General features: G+C 72.1%; 15 protein-coding genes. 11 read left to right on the top strand and 4 right to left on the bottom strand.

Annotated features, from left to right (window positions below):
* The first annotated feature begins 282 nt into the window (after positions 1-282).
* From M6G08_RS32735 to M6G08_RS32715, 5 genes are read left to right on the top strand one after another with little or no spacing between them, the layout of a single operon-like run.
* Complete coding sequence (locus tag M6G08_RS32735; protein ID WP_272590758.1) at positions 283-1,902, top strand: sensor histidine kinase; 1,620 nt, start codon at positions 283-285, stop codon at positions 1,900-1,902.
* A gap of 26 nt (positions 1,903-1,928) precedes the next feature.
* A complete protein-coding gene (locus M6G08_RS32730) occupies positions 1,929-2,306 on the top strand; it encodes a roadblock/LC7 domain-containing protein (protein ID WP_370466402.1) in 378 nt (125 codons plus the stop codon).
* Positions 2,303-2,716, top strand: a complete 414-nt coding sequence (locus M6G08_RS32725) for a DUF742 domain-containing protein (RefSeq protein ID WP_272590757.1) — start codon at positions 2,303-2,305, stop codon at positions 2,714-2,716. Before M6G08_RS32730 ends, M6G08_RS32725 begins: the two co-directional genes overlap by 4 nt.
* Positions 2,697-3,317 (top strand): GTP-binding protein, encoded by a 621-nt coding sequence (locus tag M6G08_RS32720; protein ID WP_272590756.1) that lies wholly within the window; start codon positions 2,697-2,699, stop codon positions 3,315-3,317. Before M6G08_RS32725 ends, M6G08_RS32720 begins: the two co-directional genes overlap by 20 nt.
* A 56-nt stretch (positions 3,318-3,373) precedes the next feature.
* Positions 3,374-4,900 (top strand): cytochrome P450, encoded by a 1,527-nt coding sequence (locus M6G08_RS32715; RefSeq protein WP_272590755.1) that lies wholly within the window; start codon positions 3,374-3,376, stop codon positions 4,898-4,900.
* Here M6G08_RS32715 and M6G08_RS32710 read toward each other — a convergent pair.
* Positions 4,894-5,874 carry an RluA family pseudouridine synthase gene (locus M6G08_RS32710; RefSeq protein WP_272590754.1) on the bottom strand — a complete coding sequence of 327 codons (981 nt, stop codon included), beginning with the start codon at positions 5,872-5,874 and terminating at the stop codon, positions 4,894-4,896. The two genes, M6G08_RS32715 and M6G08_RS32710, sit on opposite strands and share 7 nt — an antisense overlap.
* A gap of 60 nt (positions 5,875-5,934) precedes the next feature.
* Between M6G08_RS32710 and M6G08_RS32705 the strand changes: the two genes are divergently transcribed.
* Complete coding sequence (locus M6G08_RS32705) at positions 5,935-6,516, top strand: GNAT family N-acetyltransferase (protein ID WP_272590753.1); 582 nt, start codon at positions 5,935-5,937, stop codon at positions 6,514-6,516.
* 64 nt (positions 6,517-6,580) lie between these two features.
* Here M6G08_RS32705 and M6G08_RS32700 read toward each other — a convergent pair whose 3' ends face one another.
* On the bottom strand, positions 6,581-7,426 hold the full coding sequence (locus M6G08_RS32700; RefSeq protein WP_272590752.1) for a siderophore-interacting protein: 846 nt from the start codon (positions 7,424-7,426) through the stop codon (positions 6,581-6,583).
* Positions 7,427-7,611: 185 nt separating this feature from the next.
* Entirely contained in the window at positions 7,612-8,517 is a 906-nt protein-coding gene (locus tag M6G08_RS32695) for a 5'-3' exonuclease (RefSeq protein ID WP_272591496.1), read from the bottom strand.
* 185 nt (positions 8,518-8,702) lie between these two features.
* Between M6G08_RS32695 and M6G08_RS32690 the strand changes: the two genes are divergently transcribed.
* The 4 genes from M6G08_RS32690 (at position 8,703) to M6G08_RS32675 (ending at position 14,064) form a co-directional block, all read left to right on the top strand.
* Positions 8,703-9,794, top strand: a complete 1,092-nt coding sequence (locus M6G08_RS32690; protein ID WP_272590751.1) for a quaternary amine ABC transporter ATP-binding protein — start codon at positions 8,703-8,705, stop codon at positions 9,792-9,794.
* Positions 9,787-12,405 carry an ABC transporter permease/substrate binding protein gene (locus M6G08_RS32685; RefSeq protein ID WP_272590750.1) on the top strand — a complete coding sequence of 873 codons (2,619 nt, stop codon included), beginning with the start codon at positions 9,787-9,789 and terminating at the stop codon, positions 12,403-12,405. The genes M6G08_RS32690 and M6G08_RS32685 overlap by 8 nt, the downstream gene beginning before the upstream one ends.
* 373 nt (positions 12,406-12,778) lie before the next feature.
* Entirely contained in the window at positions 12,779-13,348 is a 570-nt protein-coding gene (locus M6G08_RS32680; protein WP_272590749.1) for a helix-turn-helix domain-containing protein, read from the top strand.
* Positions 13,345-14,064: a helical backbone metal receptor gene (locus tag M6G08_RS32675; protein ID WP_272590748.1), complete on the top strand. Its 720-nt coding sequence runs from the start codon at positions 13,345-13,347 to the stop codon at positions 14,062-14,064. The genes M6G08_RS32680 and M6G08_RS32675 overlap by 4 nt, the downstream gene beginning before the upstream one ends.
* Here the strand turns inward: M6G08_RS32675 and M6G08_RS32670 are convergent.
* The gene (locus tag M6G08_RS32670; protein WP_272590747.1) at positions 13,991-15,148 is read right to left on the bottom strand and encodes a TDT family transporter; all 1,158 of its coding nucleotides are present in this window, start codon (positions 15,146-15,148) and stop codon (positions 13,991-13,993) included. The genes M6G08_RS32675 and M6G08_RS32670 overlap by 74 nt on opposite strands.
* 70 nt (positions 15,149-15,218) lie before the next feature.
* On the opposite strand from M6G08_RS32670, the gene M6G08_RS32665 reads away from it, so the two are divergent.
* On the top strand, positions 15,219-16,187 hold the full coding sequence (locus tag M6G08_RS32665) for a LysR family transcriptional regulator (RefSeq protein WP_272590745.1): 969 nt from the start codon (positions 15,219-15,221) through the stop codon (positions 16,185-16,187).
* Positions 16,188-16,649 lie beyond the last annotated feature (462 nt).

Below are 16,649 nucleotides of genomic sequence, written 5' to 3'. Positions count from 1 at the left end.
CCTGCTGCGTGGGTTTCGAACGCCCGCATGCAATTACCGCTTGTGTTCGAACGATTCCACTGCGTGCAAATGTGTCCGAGGTTACTCCAGCCCCCGCGCCCGTTTCAGGCGCTTGCTGAATATGACACGGCGATGATCCGCTCGGACTAAGCTCGCCCGCAGCGCACCGAGTTGAGGTGAAATCGCGCGTTTGTTCCTAACGCGCCGAAGATCCCGACAACTCCCAGAGATACCCCACCGCAAGCTCCCCCATCCCCGCCGATTCGTTTTCAGAGGGCCTACATGGTGAGTGTTGATTCCCCTCCAGGGCGCCGCGAACTTCCCTACGCGCGCACGCTGTTGCTGCCGGCCATACTGATGGCCGCGGCCACCGGGGCCGCCGTCGCCCTCGTGACGGAACCGGCCCGGCTCGCCGTCGGCCTGTGCGGCGCCCTCGCCACCCTGCTGGTGAGCCTCGCGGGCGCCGAAGTGGTGCGCCGCGGCCGTGAGATGCGGGTGATGCGCGAAGAGCACGCCCGCAGCAGCGCGTATCTGGAACGCCGGGCCGCGAGCCACTACGACGAGATGGTCCGGCTCGGCGGCGAAGTCATCCCCAACGCGCTGGACTTCATGCGCCGGGGCCACACGCCCGCCGAGGTGATGCGCCGCATCGGTGAGCTGGACCCCTCCTACGCCGAACTCGGCGAGCCCCAGCGCAAGCTGATCCGCATGGTCTGCCAGATGGTCGACCACGAGGACTCCATGCGGGAGTCCGCCGAGCGCTCCTTCGTCGACATCGCCCGCCGCGTCCAGGCCATCGTCCACCAGCAGAACAAGGAACTCCGCGAGATGGAGGAGGACCACGGGCGCAACCCCGAGGTCTTCGACGACCTGCTGCGCATCGACCACGGCACCGCGCTGATCGGCCGCCTCGCCGACTCGATCTCCGTCATCGGTGGCGGCCGCCCCGGACGGCAGTGGCCCGAACCGGTCGCCCTCTACAGCGTGCTGCGCGGCGCGATGTCCCGCATCCTGCAGTACGGCCGGATCAACCTGGCCTCCATCGCCAAGGTCAACATCAAGGGAACCGCCGTCGAGCCGGTCATCCACGCCGCGGCGGAACTCCTCGACAACGCCACCCGCTACTCGCCGCCCGGCGCCAAGGTGCACGTCACCGCGACCGAGGTGCAGAGCGGCGTCTGCATCGAGATCGAGGACGCCGGCGTCAGCCTCAGCGAGGAGTCCCGCGCCCGCATCGAGGGCCTGCTGGAGGACGCCAAGCGCGGCACCGACGTGCAGGACCTCGCCCAGCACCCGCGCCTGGGCCTGTCCGTGGTCGGCCGGCTGTGCACCCAGTTCGGCATGGACGTCGCGCTGCGCGCCTCGGCGTACGGCGGGGTCCGGGCCATCCTCATCGTGCCCAGCAAGATGATGACCACCGAGCCCGGCGTCGGCCTCGCCCACGGCATCGGCGCCACCTCCATCCCCACCCCGGGCCCGGACGCCCTCCCCGGCCCCGAGCGCAAGCCCAAGAAGCGCCGCCCCACCAGCCCCCGCATCCCGGCGGGCGTCTCCTTCGAGGACGACGTGCCGGAGGTCACCGAGTGGACGGCGGGCGGCCTCCCGCAGCGCCGCAGCCGGGTCAAGATGCCGCTCAGCCAGCGCCTGGCCGAACAGGCGAAGTGGGAGCGGGAGGACGCCGAGCGCGAGGCCCGCCTCGCCGCCGAGCGGGCCCGCAACGGCGTCCCGGCGCCCGCCCCGGAACCCGAACCGGAGAAGACCGAGGAACTCCCGCCGGGCCACTGGATCGGCGCCTTCTGGGAGGGCCTCAAGCAGTACCCGGGCATCACCCAGGCCCACCAGCAGACCAGCAGCAGTGAGCCGGCCCACGCCCCGGCCGACGACGAGGGGAACCTCAAGTGATCGAGCAGCAAGGCAAGTTCGACTGGATGCTCAAGGATCTCTACGACGGTGTTCCGGGCATCGAGATGATCGTGGTGCTGTCCGCCGACGGCCTGCGCATCGCCCGCTACTCCGGTGACCCGGACGCCGCCGACCGGGTCGCCGCCGCCTGCGCGGGCCTGCAGAGCCTGGCGGGCGCGGTCGCCCAGGAGATCCCGACCAGCGACGGCGACATGAAGATGGTCCTGATCGAGATGAACGGCGGCTACTTCTACCTGATGGCCGCCGGCCCCAACGCCTACCTCGCCGTCCTCTCCGACGTCCGCTGCGAGCCCGGCCGGATGGGCCTGAGCATGGCCGACCTGGTCGCCCGGATCGGACCCCACCTGACGAGTCCCGCCAGGCGCAACGGGCAGACCGTATGACTCCTCCCCAGCGCCAGCGGCGATCCCCCGGGCAGCGGCCCCCCGCCCCGTTACCCGCCTTGGGCCCGGCCAAGGAGGGCGAGAGCCACAACCCCGAGCGGCTGTTCGTCATCGGCGGCGACGACGCCGGTGAGCGGGCCGACATCGACCTGGTGACGCTGATCGTGGCCCGCGCCGAGCCGCCGGTGTCCGCCACCCCGGAACAGGCGGCCGTGCTGCGGCTGTGCGTCGCGCCCCTGTCCGCGGCCGAGCTGTCGGCCTACCTGAGCCTGCCGTTCAGCGTGCTGACCGTGCTGCTCACCGACCTGCTGGCGAAGGAACTGGTGCAGGCCCGCGCCCCGATCGTCCGCCAGAAGGTCGCCGACCGAAACCTCCTCGAAGCGGTGATGCATGGACTTCAACGACTCTGACACGATCCCGGGCCCACGGACGGAGGACCGGCTGCCGCACACGGCCGAGGCCGCCGTGAAGATCGTCATCGTGGGCGGCTTCGGGGTGGGCAAGACCACCATGGTCGGCTCGGTCAGCGAGATCAGACCGCTGACCACCGAGGAGACGATGACCCAGGCCGGCATCGGCGTCGACGACAACTACGGCTCCGCCTCCAAGACCGCCACCACGGTGGCCATGGACTTCGGCCGCATCAGCATCACCGACGAACTGGTGCTGTACCTCTTCGGCACGCCCGGACAGGAGCGCTTCTGGTTCCTGTGGAACGGGCTGTTCGAGGGGGCCCTCGGCGCGGTCGTCCTCGTCGACACCCGGCGCCTGGAGGTCAGCTTCGACGTCATGGGCCGGCTGGAGGAGCGCGGCGTGCCCTTCGTGGTCGCCGTCAACTCCTTCCCGGACGCGCCCCGCTACCCCATGGCGGAGCTGCGGACCGCGCTCGACCTGTCCGAGGAGATCCCCATCCTCGACTGCGACGTACGGCGCCGCGCCTCCAGCCGGGACGTCCTGCTGACCCTGATGCGCTTCCTGCACTCCCTCGCCATGAAGGGCGCGCTCACCTGACCCGTCGAGGCCGGACGACCCCCGGCCCGCACCCCCCTTTCTTGCGGAGCGACACTGTGACGCCTGAACGCCACGCCCCCACCTCCACGGGCGACCCCCTGCTCGAACCACCGCCCGGCTGCCCCGCGCACGGCCTCGTACCGGGCAGCCCCGGGCCGGGCAGCCTCGGACCGGGCGGACTGCACCGGCTGCACGAGGCGGAGGACCTGGAGGAGCTGTACGAGAGGCTGCGCGAGCAGCACGGGCCGGTGGCCCCGGCGCTGCTCCACGACGACGTACCGGTGTGGGTGGTCCTCGGGCACGCCGAGAACCTGCACATGGTGAGCACGCCCGCCCAGTTCTGCCGTGACAGCCGCATCTGGACCCCGCTCAACGAGGGCATGGTCAAGCCCGACCACCCGCTCATGCCGCACATCGCCTGGCAGCCCATCTGCTCGCACGCCGAGGGCGAGGAGCACAAGCGGCTGCGCGGCGCGGTCACCAGCGCCATGTCCGACATCAACTACCGGGAGCTGCGCCGCCACATCAAGCGGTACACCCAGCGCCTCGTCAACAGGTTCTGCGAGGAGGGCCGCGCCGACCTGGTCGGCCAGTTCGCCGAGCACCTGCCGATGGGTGTGATGTGCCACCTCCTCGGCATGCCGGAGGCGTACAACGACCGGATGGTCGAGGCGGCGCGGGACGCCCTCAAGGGCACCGAGACCGCGCTCGCCAGCCACGCCCACCTCATGGACGTCCTGGGCCGGCTCGCCGCCGAGCGCCGGGCCCGCCCCGGGGACGACATCGCCGGCCGGCTCGTCAGCCACCCGGCGGGGCTCACCGACGACGAGGTGAGGGAGCACCTGCGGCTGGTGCTCCTCGCGGCGTACGAGGCGACCGTCAACCTCATCAGCAACGTACTGCGCGTGGTTCTCACCCACCCGGGCTTCCGCGCCCAGCTCAGCGGTGGGCAGATGCCGGTGTTCGAGGCGGTCGAGCAGTCCCTGTGGGACGAGCCGCCGTTCAGCACCGTCTTCGCCTACTTCGCCAAGCAGGACACCGAGCTGGGCGGGCAGCGCATCCGCGCGGGCGACGGACTGCTGCTGGGCATCGCGCCCGGCAACGTCGACCCGCGCATCCGCCCCGACCTGGAGGCGAGCATGCAGGGCAACCGCGCCCACCTCGCCTTCGGCGGCGGACCGCACGAATGCCCCGGCCAGGACATCGGGCGGGCCATCGCCGACGCCGGCATCGACGCGCTGCTCATGCGGCTGCCCGACGTCCAGCTCGCCTGCGACGAGGACGACCTGACATGGCGGTCGTCCATCGCGTCACGGCACCTGGTGGAGCTGCCGGTGCGGTTCGAGCCCAAGGCACAGCAGGACATCAGGTCGCAGCCGAGTCACGCCCCGGGCGCCGGGGAGCGGACCGACTGGCACATCGGCATGCCCCGCCGGGAGGAGCGCCCCGAACCCGAGGCCCCCGCGCGGCCGCCGGAGCCCGTCTCGTTCACGGCCGCGCAGCCCCAGCCGGGACCGGCGCCACAACCGCCCCGTCCGCGCGGTGCCTGGCAGCGCTTCCTGCTCTGGTGGCGCGGCTACTGACGCCCTGGCCCGGCGTCGTACGCCGCCCAGTCGTCGTACGCCGTCCAGGCGCCCAGGGACCGGGCGCTGCGGAACACGTGCTCCCGCCCGGTGACCGGATCGGTGAACGCCAGCTCCCGTGCCAGCAGTTGCAGCGGGCGCCGGAAGTCGCCGGCCGGCACGGGCGGCGCGACCTCGGGGTAGAGGGGGTCGCCGAGGATCGGCAGGCCGAGCGCGTTCATGTGGACGCGCAGCTGGTGGGTCTGACCGGTGCGGGGCACCAGCCGGTACCGGCCCAGCCCGGGGCCGCCGGCCGGGCGGTGGTCGATCAGCTCCACGCGGCTCACCGCGTTCGGCTCGCCCTCGACCTCCCGGGCGGCCAGGACACCGCGTTCCTTCACGATCCGGCTGCGTACGGTCCGGGGCAGGGCGAGCGCGGGGTCGTACGGGGCGACGGCCTCGTACGCCTTGCGCACCAGCCGGTCGCGGAACAGGCCCTGGTACGCGCCGCGCTCCTCGGGGCGCACCGTGAACAGGACCAGTCCCGCGGTGAGCCGGTCCAGGCGGTGCGCGGCGCCGAGGGACGGGACCTCCAGCTCGCGGCGGAGCCGGGCGAGCGCGGTCTCGGCGACGTGGCCGCCGCGCGGGGTGGTGGCCAGGAAGTGCGGCTTGTCGACGACGACGATGTGCTCGTCGCGGTACACGGTCTCCAGCGGGAACGGCACCGGCACCTCGGCGGGCAGCTCCCGGTGGAACCACACGTACATCCCGCCCTCGTAGGGGGCGTCGCCCGGCACCGGCCGCCCGTCCGCGCCCACGATCAGCCCGCTCTCGAACATGCCGTCGACCATCCCCGGCCCGGCGCCGGACAGCCGCTCCGTCAGGTGTTCCCGCACCGTGGCCCACGCCCCGCCCGCGGGCAGCCGCACCCGCACCGCGTCGACCCCGTCGCGCTGGGCAAGGGGTGAGGGCGGGGGAGCGGTGCGGCGTCTCATCGCCTGCCAGCCTACGAAATCCGCTGGGCCGCCGGCCGCACCCGTTGGCAGGATGCGGGCATGCCCTACCTGACGAGCCCGGTCCTGCCCCCGGGCACCCTCTCCCGCACCCCGCAGCCCACGCTCCCCACCGGCGACGGGCTGCTGCTGCGCCCGTGGCGCACGGCGGACGCACCCGCCGTCCACGCCGCCTTCCAGGACCCGGTGATGCACCGGTGGCACATCCGCGCCGCCGACTCCGAGGAGGAGGTGCGCGGCTGGATCGCCGAGTGGCAGCGGGGCTGGGAGCAGGAGCGGAACGTCCAGTGGGCCGTCGTCGACGCGGCCGGCGACCGCCTCCTCGGCCGGGTGGCGCTGCGGCAGGTGGAGCTGGGCGACGGGGTCGCCGAGGTCGCCTACTGGACCACGGCGGCGGCCCGCGGCCGGGGCGTCGCCGCCCGTGCCACGCGGACGCTGGCCCGCTGGGCCCTGGACGACATCGGCTTCCAGCGTCTGGAACTGTCCCACGCGGTCGCCAACGAGGCCTCCTGCCGGGTCGCCGCCAAGGCGGGCTTCGCCCTGGAGGGCACCAAGCGCAGCGCCCTGCTGCACGCCGACGGCTGGCACGACATGCACCTGCACGCGCGGATACGCGGCGACTGAGCGGGGCCCCGGAGCCCCGCGGACTCCAGGCCCGTAGTCGTAGCCGTAGCCCTGGTCTGGAGTGCTACGCCGCCGACGCGGTGCCCTCCTGCTCGGCCTCGATGCGGGCGTTCCACTCCGGCTTCGACGCCTGCCAGCCGTCCTCGTTGTGGCCGAGGCGCCAGTATCCGGAGATGGAGAGGTCCTCGCGGGGAATCCCGCGCTCCACCCGCAGCAGCTTGCGCAGTTCCTTCACGCAGGCCGCCTCGCCGTGCACGAAGGCGTGCACCCGGCCCTCGGGGAAGTCCAGGCCGCGCACGGCCTCGACCAGGGCCCGGCCCACCGGGCGGCCGTCGCGGTGCAGCCAGACCACCTCCACGTCGGAGTCGATCTTCTGCTCCTCCTGGGGGCCGTCGACCTCGACGAAGGCGAAGGCGCGGGCACCGTCGGGCAGCGCCTCCAGCGACCGGGCGATCGCGGGCAGGGCGCTCTCGTCACCGGCGAGCAGGTGCCAGTCGGCGGCGGGATCGGGGGCGTAGGCACCGCCGGGACCCAGGAACCGCACGGTCTCGCCCGGCTGGACGCGCCGGGCCCAGGGCCCGGCCAGTCCCTCGTCGCCGTGGACCACGAAGTCCAGCGTCAGCTCGCGGTGCTCGGCGTCCCAATGGCGCACCGTGTAGGTCCGGGTCACCGGCCAGTGCTCGCGCGGGAACTCCTCGCGGATGCGTTCCATGTCGAAGGGCTCGGGGTAGGTCACGCCCTCGGCCGGGAACAGCAGCTTCACGTAGTGGTCGGTGCAGGTGTCCGCCGAGAAGGCGGACAGTTCCCCGACGCCGAGCACCACGCGCTGCATGTGCGGGGTGAGCCGCTCGGTGCGCACCACCTGCGCGGTGTGCGGCTTGCGCGGCTTGCGTCCCGGACGGTCTGCCATGACGGCCTCCCTGCTCCCTGCGTGGGGGTTCCCTGAGTTAGGTTTACCTAAGTTAGCATCCCCGCCTCGCTTGCCGCGTCATGGACGAAGAACTCCACGACGCCCCCTCCGGCGCGCAGGTTACGGCTTCCCCTCCGTGGCACTCCGATTCACCGGGCGAGCCCTGCCCGCCCGGTGGGCACGGCTCAGGCGGAGAGCGTCGCCAGCAACCGCTGCAGCGAGCCGCCCAGCCCCCAGCGCGCCGCCAGTCCGTCCAGTGCCGCGGCGTCCCGGGGCGTGCGCGGCAGCGCGGTGCCGACGTCCGGCAGCGGCACGTCGTCGGCGACCCGGACGACCTTCGGGGCGACGGCGAGATACGGCTTCGCCTCGGTCAGGCGCTTGCGCTGCGAGGGCGTGAGCTTGGCCCGGGGGTCGTCGACCGCCGCCTGGATCCCGGCCAGGTCCCCGAACTCGGCGAGCAGCTTGGCCGCCGTCTTCTCGCCGATGCCCGCCACGCCCGGCAGGCCGTCGCTCGGGTCGCCCCGCAGCAGCGCCAGATCGGCGTAGCCGCGCCCGTCTACGCCGTACTTCTCCCGCAGCGCGGCCTCGTCGGTGAGCGCGAGGGTGCCGACGCCCTTGAGGGGGTACAGCACGCGCACGCCCCGCGCGTCGTCCACGAGCTGGTAGAGGTCCCGGTCGCCGGTGACGATGTCGACCGGTCCCGTCGCCCGCGCGGTGTAGGTGCCGATGACGTCGTCCGCCTCGTACTCCGCCACGCCGACGCGGGCGATGCCGAGCGCGTCGAGGACGGCCTCGATGACCGGGACCTGCGGCGAGAGGGTGTCGGGGACCTCCTCGATGTCGGGGCCCGATGCCTGCTCCCCGGCGACGCGGTGCGCCTTGTAGGTGGGGATCAGATCCACCCGCCACGCCGGTCGCCAGTCGGCGTCCATGCAGGCGACCAGGTGGTCGGGCCGGTGGTCCTTCACCAGGCGGTCGATGAAGTCGAGGAGTCCGCGCACGGCGTTCACGGGGGTGCCGTCGGGTGCCTTCACGGAGTCCGGCACGCCGAAGTAGGCGCGGAAGTAGAGGGAGGCGGTGTCGAGGAGCATCAGTCGTCCGGTCACGCCTCGCATCATGCCGCAGGTCATGCGGACGGGCGGTGGAGGGTCTGTGAACTGAGTCACTCGCATGTTTGGCCGATAAAGATCGGGGCAGGCGCGCAGCCGGGCCAAATCTGGTTGATGCATTCAACTGTTTGCGGCCCGTGCCCCCGCCCCCGATCCAAGAGGTAAGCGTGTCAGCCAGGCTAGAGGCCGAGAACCTGTACAAGGTCTTCGGCAGAAAACCGGACCAGGCAGTCGAGCGACTGCGCAAGGGGGCAGCAGACCGGGAGGAACTGCGCGCCGACGGAACCACGGCCGCCGTCATCGACGCGTCCTTCACCGTGGAACCCGGCGAGATCTTCGTGGTCATGGGCCTGTCCGGGTCCGGCAAGTCCACGCTGCTGCGCATGCTCAACGGTCTGTCGGAGCCGACCGCCGGTCATGTCCGCTACGGCGGCCAGGACCTCACCGAGCTCAGCGACCGCGAGCTGCGCGAGGTCCGCTCCAAGAAGATCAGCATGGTCTTCCAGCACTTCGCGCTCTTCCCGCACCGCAGCGTCCGTGACAACGCTGCCTACGGTCTTGAAGTGCAGGGCGTGCCCCGCGCCGAGCGCGAACGCCGCGCCGACGAGGCGCTCGCCCTGTGCGGCCTGGCCGGCTGGGAGAAGTCCTGGCCGGACGAGCTGTCCGGCGGCATGCAGCAGCGTGTGGGTCTGGCCCGCGCGCTCGCCACCGACGCCGACCTGCTGCTGATGGACGAGTCCTTCAGCGCCCTCGACCCGCTGATCCGCCGCGACATGCAGGACCAGCTGCTCGACCTGCAGAAGACCCTGAAGAAGACCATCGTCTTCATCACCCACGACCTCAACGAGGCCATGCGCCTGGGCGACCGCATCGCCGTCATGCGCGACGGCGAGATCGTGCAGATAGGCACCGCGCAGGACATCCTGATACGTCCCGCCAGCGACTACGTCGCCTCCTTCACCCAGGACGTCGACCGCTCCCGCGTGCTCACCGCGGGCGCCGTCATGGAGACGGAACTGCGCGGCGACGAGGCAGACTGCGGCTGCGAGACCGCCACGCCCGACACCTCGTTCGCGGACCTGTGCGCGATCAGCGCCCGCGTGCCCCACTCGGTGGCCGTACTCGACGGTGACCGCCGGCTGGTGGGCGTCGTCCCGGCCCGGCGTCTCGTCGGCTTCCTCGGTGACGAGGACACGGCTCCCGGCGTCTGCGACACCCCGCGCGACAAGGGCGGCGAGAAGGTGATGACCCGTGCCTAGGATTGCTCTCGGTGACTGGGTCAACAGCACCGTCGACTGGCTCCTCGACAACGTCTCCTGGCTCTTCAACTTCCTCAAGAGCATCTTCACCGGCGCCTACGACGGCATCAACGCCGTCCTCCAGGCCCCCGAGCCGCTGCTGCTCGCCGGTATCTTCGCCGTGATCGCCTTCTGGCTGCGCGGCACCTTCGCCGGTGTCCTCTCCTTCGTCGGATTCGCCTTCATCGACTCCCTCGAACTGTGGGAGCACGCGATGATGACCCTGGCGCTCCTGCTGGTCGCCACGATCATCGCCCTGGTCGTGGCGGTGCCGGTGGGTATCTGGGCCGCCCGCTCGGACCGGGTGAGCGCGGTCGTGCGGCCGGTCCTGGACTTCATGCAGACGCTGCCCGCGATGGTCTACCTGATCCCGGCGATCCTGTTCTTCGGGACCGGCTCCGCCCCGGGCATCGTGGCCACCTTGATCTTCGCGCTCGCCCCTGGTGTCCGCATGACCGAGCTGGGCATCCGTCAGGTCGACAAGGACCTGGTCGAGGCGGCCGAGGCGTTCGGCACCACGCCCCGCAACACCCTGCTGCGCGTCCAGCTCCCGCTGGCGCTGCCCACGGTGATGGCGGGCGTCAACCAGGTCATCATGCTCGGCCTGTCCATGGCCGCGATCGCCGGCATGGTCGGCACCGGCGGTCTCGGCGGCGACGTCATGGCGGGCATTGGTCAGCTCGACGTCGGCCTCGGCGCCGAGGCCGGTATCGCCATCGTGATCCTCGCGATCTACCTGGACCGCATGACCAGCGCGCTGGGCACGCACGTCTCGCCGCTGGGCCGCCGCGCCGCCGCCAAGGCCCGCGCCGCCAACGGCCTGAAGATCTGGTCCTACCGCCCCCAGCCGCAGGTCGCCGTGATCGGCATCGTCATCCTCGGCCTGGTGGCCGGCGGCATGGGTGTCTTCGGCGGCAGCGGCGAGAAGTCCGAGACGGTGGCCGGCGGCAAGAACGTCGGCGAGGGCAAGAAGATCTCCATCGGCTACATCCCCTGGGACGAGGGCGTCGCCTCCACCTACCTGTGGAAGGAGATCCTGGAACAGCGCGGCTTCGAGGTCGAGGCCAAGCAGTTCGAGGCCGGCCCGCTCTACACCGCGCTCGCGCAGGGCAACATCGACTTCCAGACCGACTCCTGGCTGCCGACGACCCACGAGCAGTACTGGAAGAAGTACGGCAAGCAGCTCGAGGACCTCGGCTCCTGGTACGACGAGACGTCGCTGGAGCTGACCGTCCCGGCGTACATGAAGGACATCAACTCCCTCGAGGACCTCAAGGGCAAGGCCGACCTCTTCGGCGGGAAGATCACCGGCATCGAGCCCAGCGCCGGTGAGATGAACCTGCTCAAGAGCAAGGTGCTCAAGGAGTACGGCCTCGACCAGGAGTACAAGGTCGTCGACAGCTCCACGCCGGCGATGCTGGCCGAGCTGAAGCGGGCCTACAGCAAGAAGGAACCGATCGTCGTCACGCTCTGGTCGCCGCACTGGGCGTACAACGACTACGACCTGAAGAAGCTCAAGGACCCGAAGGGCTCCTGGGGCAAGGGCGACGGCGTGCACACGCTGTCCCGCAAGGGCTTCTCGGACGACAACCCGGTCGTCACCGAGTGGCTCAAGAACTTCTCCATGACGGAGAAGGAACTCACCAGCCTCGAGGCCGAGATCAACAAGGCCGGCAAGGGCAACCAGCAGGACGCCGTCCGCACCTGGCTGAAGTCCAACCCGGGCGTCGTCGACAAGCTCGCCCCGGTCCAGGGCGGCTCAGGCGCCACCCCGGCCGAGGCCAAGCGTCCGCTGGACGTCGCCTGGTTCCCGTGGGAAGAGGACGTCGCCGTCACCTACCTGTGGAAGAACGTCCTGGAGCGGCGCGGATACAAGCTGAACCTGAAGCAGATGGACGTCGGCCCGGTCTACAGCGGCCTGGCCACCGGCGACCTGGACCTCAACTTCGACGCCTGGCTGCCCTATGCCCAGAAGAACTACTGGGACAAGCACAAGGACAACCTCAACGACCTGGGCACCTGGTACGAGCCGACCTCACTGGAGATCGCCGTCCCTTCGTACGTGAAGGACGTCAAGTCCCTCGCGGACCTCAAGGGCAAGGCCGACCTCTTCGACGGGCGGATCATCGGCATCGAGCCGGGCACCGGTGAGATGCAGCTGCTCAAGAACGAGGTCCTGCCGGGCTACGGTCTGGAGGACGAGTACAAGGTCGTCGACGGCTCCACCCCGGCGATGCTGGCCGAGCTCAAGCGCGCGTACGCCAAGAAGGAGCCGGTCGCGGTCACGCTCTGGTCCCCGCACTGGGCGTACAGCGACTACGAGCTGACCAAGCTGAAGGACCCGAAGAAGGCCTTCGGCGAGGGCAACACGATCCGCACCATCTCCAGCAAGGCGTTCCCCGAGCAGTACCCGCAGCTCACCGAGTGGATCAAGAACTTCCACATGAGCGAGGACGAGCTCGGCACCCTGGAGGCGGAGATCAAGAACCGTGGCCAGGGGCAGGAGGAGGAAGCCGTGGCCGCGTGGCTCGAGGAGCACCCGGACATGGTCGGCCGGATGACCCCGCAGTAGGACGACCGGCGCCCCGAGGGGTGGGTCCGGGACGCGCTTCGCCTCGAAGCAGCGTCCCGGACCCACCCCTTTGACGTGTGCGGTCGGCACACGGTAAGGATTCGGTCAACCACGGAGCGCCAACCCACCGCCCGAGCCTCGCTCGACCGGGACGGTGAGGGACTGGCGGGAACACGCGGGACCGTCCGGACCTTGAACCGGTAAGGCGTCCGGCACCGCGGACGGGAGACCCTGGGATGGCGAGAAACGTGAGGTCGCGGTCACCGCACCGTGACGTCGATATGACGGCCGCGTGAAACGGTTTGCCGAACATGCGTAGGGTGCAGAGAACTCATCAGGGACACGGCGACGAGTGAAGGAGGGAGCCGGAGCGATGGGCGACCACAAAGAGCAGCAGCTCCGGGTGGGCGCGGCCGTACGGCGGCGGCGCCGGAGCCTCGAACTCACCCTCGCCGTCGTCTCCGAGCGCAGCGGCCTGTCCGTTCCCTTCCTGAGCCAGATCGAGAACGACCGGGCCCGGCCGTCCCAGAGCTCCCTGGAGAAGGTGGCCGACGCCCTGCGCACCACCGCCGTCGAACTGCTCGCCGCCGCCGACCCGGCGTGCAGCGTGGACGTGGTCCGCGCCGAGGACCCCGACCCCGAGCTGGCACCCAGGGTGCGCTCCCTGGTGCGCGGGCACCACCAGATGCACGCCTCGGAGTTCACCGGCGACCATGACGCGGGCCGGGAACTGCAGTACCGCAACGACCAGTTGATGTTCGTCGCCGAGGGCGCCGTGGAGATCGAGGCCGAGGGCCGCGCCTACCGGCTCGGGCGCGGCGACACGCTGTACCTGACCGGCGGGGTGCGGCACCGCTGGCGGGCCACGGTGCCCGACACCCGGCTGATCGTGGTCGCCGTCGCCGAGCACATCGAGGCGGTGCGGGAAGGGCCCCGCCGGTGAGGGTGGTCTCGCTGGTGCCGTCGCTGACCGAGGCGGTGGCCCGTACGGTGCCGGGCGCCCTGGCCGGAGCCACCGACTGGTGCACCCACCCGGCCGGTCTCGACGTCGTCCGCGTCGGCGGCACCAAGAACCCGCAGACGGACCGCGTCCTCTCCCTCGCCCCCGACCTGGTGATCGCCAACGAGGAGGAGAACCGCGCCCCCGACCTGGACGCCCTGCGCGCGGCGGGCGTAGAGGTGCTGGTGACCGAGGTGCGCACGCTGCCGCAGGCCTTCACCGAACTGGCCCGGGTGCTGACCGCCTGCGGGGCGCCGTCCCGCCCCCGGTGGCTGGACGAGGCGGAGGCCGCCTGGACCGCCCCGCCCCGCCCCGAGCGGCGCACCACGGCCGTCGTGCCGATCTGGCGCAGGCCCTGGATGGTGCTGGGCAGCGACACCTTCGCGGGCGACGTACTGGCCCGCCTCGGCGTCGACCACCTCTACGCCTGCCACCCCGAGCGCTACCCGAAGGTCCCGGTCGAGGAACTGCGGGCGGCCCGCCCGGACCTGGTGGTCCTGCCGGACGAGCCCTACCGCTTCACCGCCGACGACGGCCCGGAGGCCTTCCCCGGGCTGCCCTGCGCCCTCGTCGACGGGCGGTACCTCACGTGGTACGGGCCGTCGCTGGCGAAGGCGCCCCGGGTGCTGGACGCGGCCCTGCGAGCAGCACGCCGCTGAACAGGCCCCGCGCGGTGTGCACGGCCGCGACGGCCCAGGCGGTGACGAGGACGCCGTACAGGAGGACGGCGAGCACGTCGTAGGCGGCGAGCCCCGTGTGCCGGGCCAGCGCCTCGGCGCCGGTGACGCAGGTGCCCACCGGGAAGGTGAAGGACCACCAGGTCATCGAGAACCCCATGCCCTCCCGCCGGGCCCGCACGACGTGGGCGACGGCGAGACACAGCCACATCAGCGCGAAGCCCATCACCGGCACGCCGTACAGGACGGCGAGCACCCCGAACCCCTCGGCGTACGGTGCCGGCAGGACCCCGGGGGCCACGTCCGCGAACTTCCCGGCGGCGGTGGTCGACTGCCCGAGCGGGCCGAGCACCAGGAACAGCGACGGGGTGAGGGCGAGCGGCAGCGGGCCGCCGGTGAGCAGCCGGCCGAAGATCACCGGCAGGGTCACCAGGGTCGCGAGCAGACTCACCCCGAACATCGCCACGCAGGCGAGCAGCAGCGTCTCGCGGGGCTGTCCCGGCGGGAGGTGCGGCACCAGCAGCGGTCCCATGGCCGCGGACACCATCGGCGCGACCAGCGGCAGCAGCCACACCGGGCTGGCCTGCCCCGGTTCTGTCCGGTGCCGTACGGCCATCAGGTAGGGCACGGCGACCGCCGCCGTCAGCCCGACGACCGTACCGGCGGTGAACAGCACGGTGTCCAGCGCCACCGCGGCCGGGGTTCCGATCCAGTCCCGGCCGACGGTCACGGCGCCGCCGCCGACGGCCAGCAGGGCCATCGACAGACAGCCGTAGAAGGGGGCGGCCGCCGGGTCGAGCAGATGGGCGCGGGCCTGGTCGCGGTGGTGCAGCCAGTGCAGGGACCGGGCCACCAGCAGGACCGCCAGCAGCGCGAGCGACAGGGCCCACACGGCGGTGCATGTCGCCCGCAGCCCGGGCACCTGCCAGGGGAGCGCGGCCCCCGCGGTACCGACGACGGCGGTGCCCATGACGCAGGCGTACCAGTTGGGCCCGAGATGACGGACGGCCGGGACCCGCCGGGGCGGGGCGGGGGCGGGTGACAAGGGCTGGGCTGCGGTGACCATGCGTCCACGGTCCCGGCCGCAGAGGTCGCCGACCAGGGACCATGTCCCTATGAGGACATAAGCTGGGGTTATGGGCAGCGCTACGGACGGTACGAACGGTACGGGCGACGCGGAGGGCGGGCACGACGTACGGGGGCGGCACGGGACGGGCTCACTGGCGCACCGGGTGCCGGACCTCGGGGCGCTGGAGCTGCTCCTGGCCGTGGCGCGGCTCGGCAGTCTCGGTGGGGCGGCGCGCGAGCTGGGCATCACCCAGCCGGCCGCCAGCAGCCGTGTCCGCTCGATGGAACGGCAGCTGGGCGTCGCCCTGGTGGACCGCTCGCCCCGCGGCTCCCGGCTCACCGACGCCGGCGCGCTGGTCACGGACTGGGCGCGCCGGATCGTGGAGGCGGCCGAGGCGTTCGACGCGGGCGCGCAGGCCCTGCGGGACCGGCGGGACTCGCGGCTGCGGGTGGCGGCGAGCATGACGATCGCCGAGTACCTGCTGCCGGGCTGGCTGGTCGCGCTGCGCACCCAGCTGCCGGACACCGCGGTGTCGCTGCTCGCCGGCAACTCGACGGCGGTGGCGGAGCGGCTGCTGGCCGGCGAGGCCGACCTGGGCTTCGTGGAGGGGGTGAGCGTCCCGGCGGGCCTCGACTCCGCGGTCATCGCCCACGACCGGCTGATCGTCGTGGCGGCACCGGGCCACCCGTGGACCCGGCGCAGGCGTCCGCTCCAGGCGGCGGAACTGGCGGCGGCCCCGCTGATCCTGCGGGAGAAGGGGTCGGGTACCCGGCAGGTCCTGGACGCGGCTCTGGGCGGCCTGGCCCGTCCCCTGATCGAACTCTCGTCGACCACCGCGGTGAAGGCCGCCGCCGTGAGCGGCGCCGGCCCCTCCGTCCTGAGCGAACTCGCCGTCGGCGAGGAGCTGTCCAACCGGCGCCTGGTGAGCGTCCCGGTCGCGGATGTCGCCCTGGCCCGCGACCTGCGCGCGGTATGGCCCACGGGCCACCGCCCGACCGGCCCGGCCCGACAGCTCCTGTCCCTGACGCGGGGGTAGGGGGCGCGGGGCTGCGGGCGGTGACGGGCCGGGGGCTGAGCGGGGGCCCTCACGCCGTCGTGCCTGCCGCGCCTGCCGTGCCGTCGTGTCCGTTGTGCCTGCCGTGCCGTCGTGTCCGTTGTGCCTGCCGTGCCCGTCGTGCCGTCGTGTCCGTTGTGCCTGCCGTGCCGTCGTGTCCGTTGTGCCTGCCGTGCCCGTCGTGCCGTCGTGCCTGCCGTGCCGTCGTGCCCGTCGTGCCCGTCGTGACGCCGTGCCCGTCGTGTCCACCGGGCGGCCGCGCCGCCGCGCCGTCGTGCCGTCGTGCCGTCGTGCCGTCGTGCCCGCCGGGCCGACTGGCGTGGGACGGGGCGGCGGACGGGTTGCGTGCGCTGGGCCGGGGGCCGGCCGGCCCGGTACGCCAGGTACGTGGTCGTATCGCTCGGTCTTCGCCCGGCCGGCCTGACGGCTCTTGTCACGGGCGTG

The organism is Streptomyces sp. M92, assembly GCF_028473745.1.
Lineage (GTDB): Bacteria > Actinomycetota > Actinomycetes > Streptomycetales > Streptomycetaceae > Streptomyces.
This window is presented reverse-complemented; position numbering and strand designations above follow the sequence as displayed.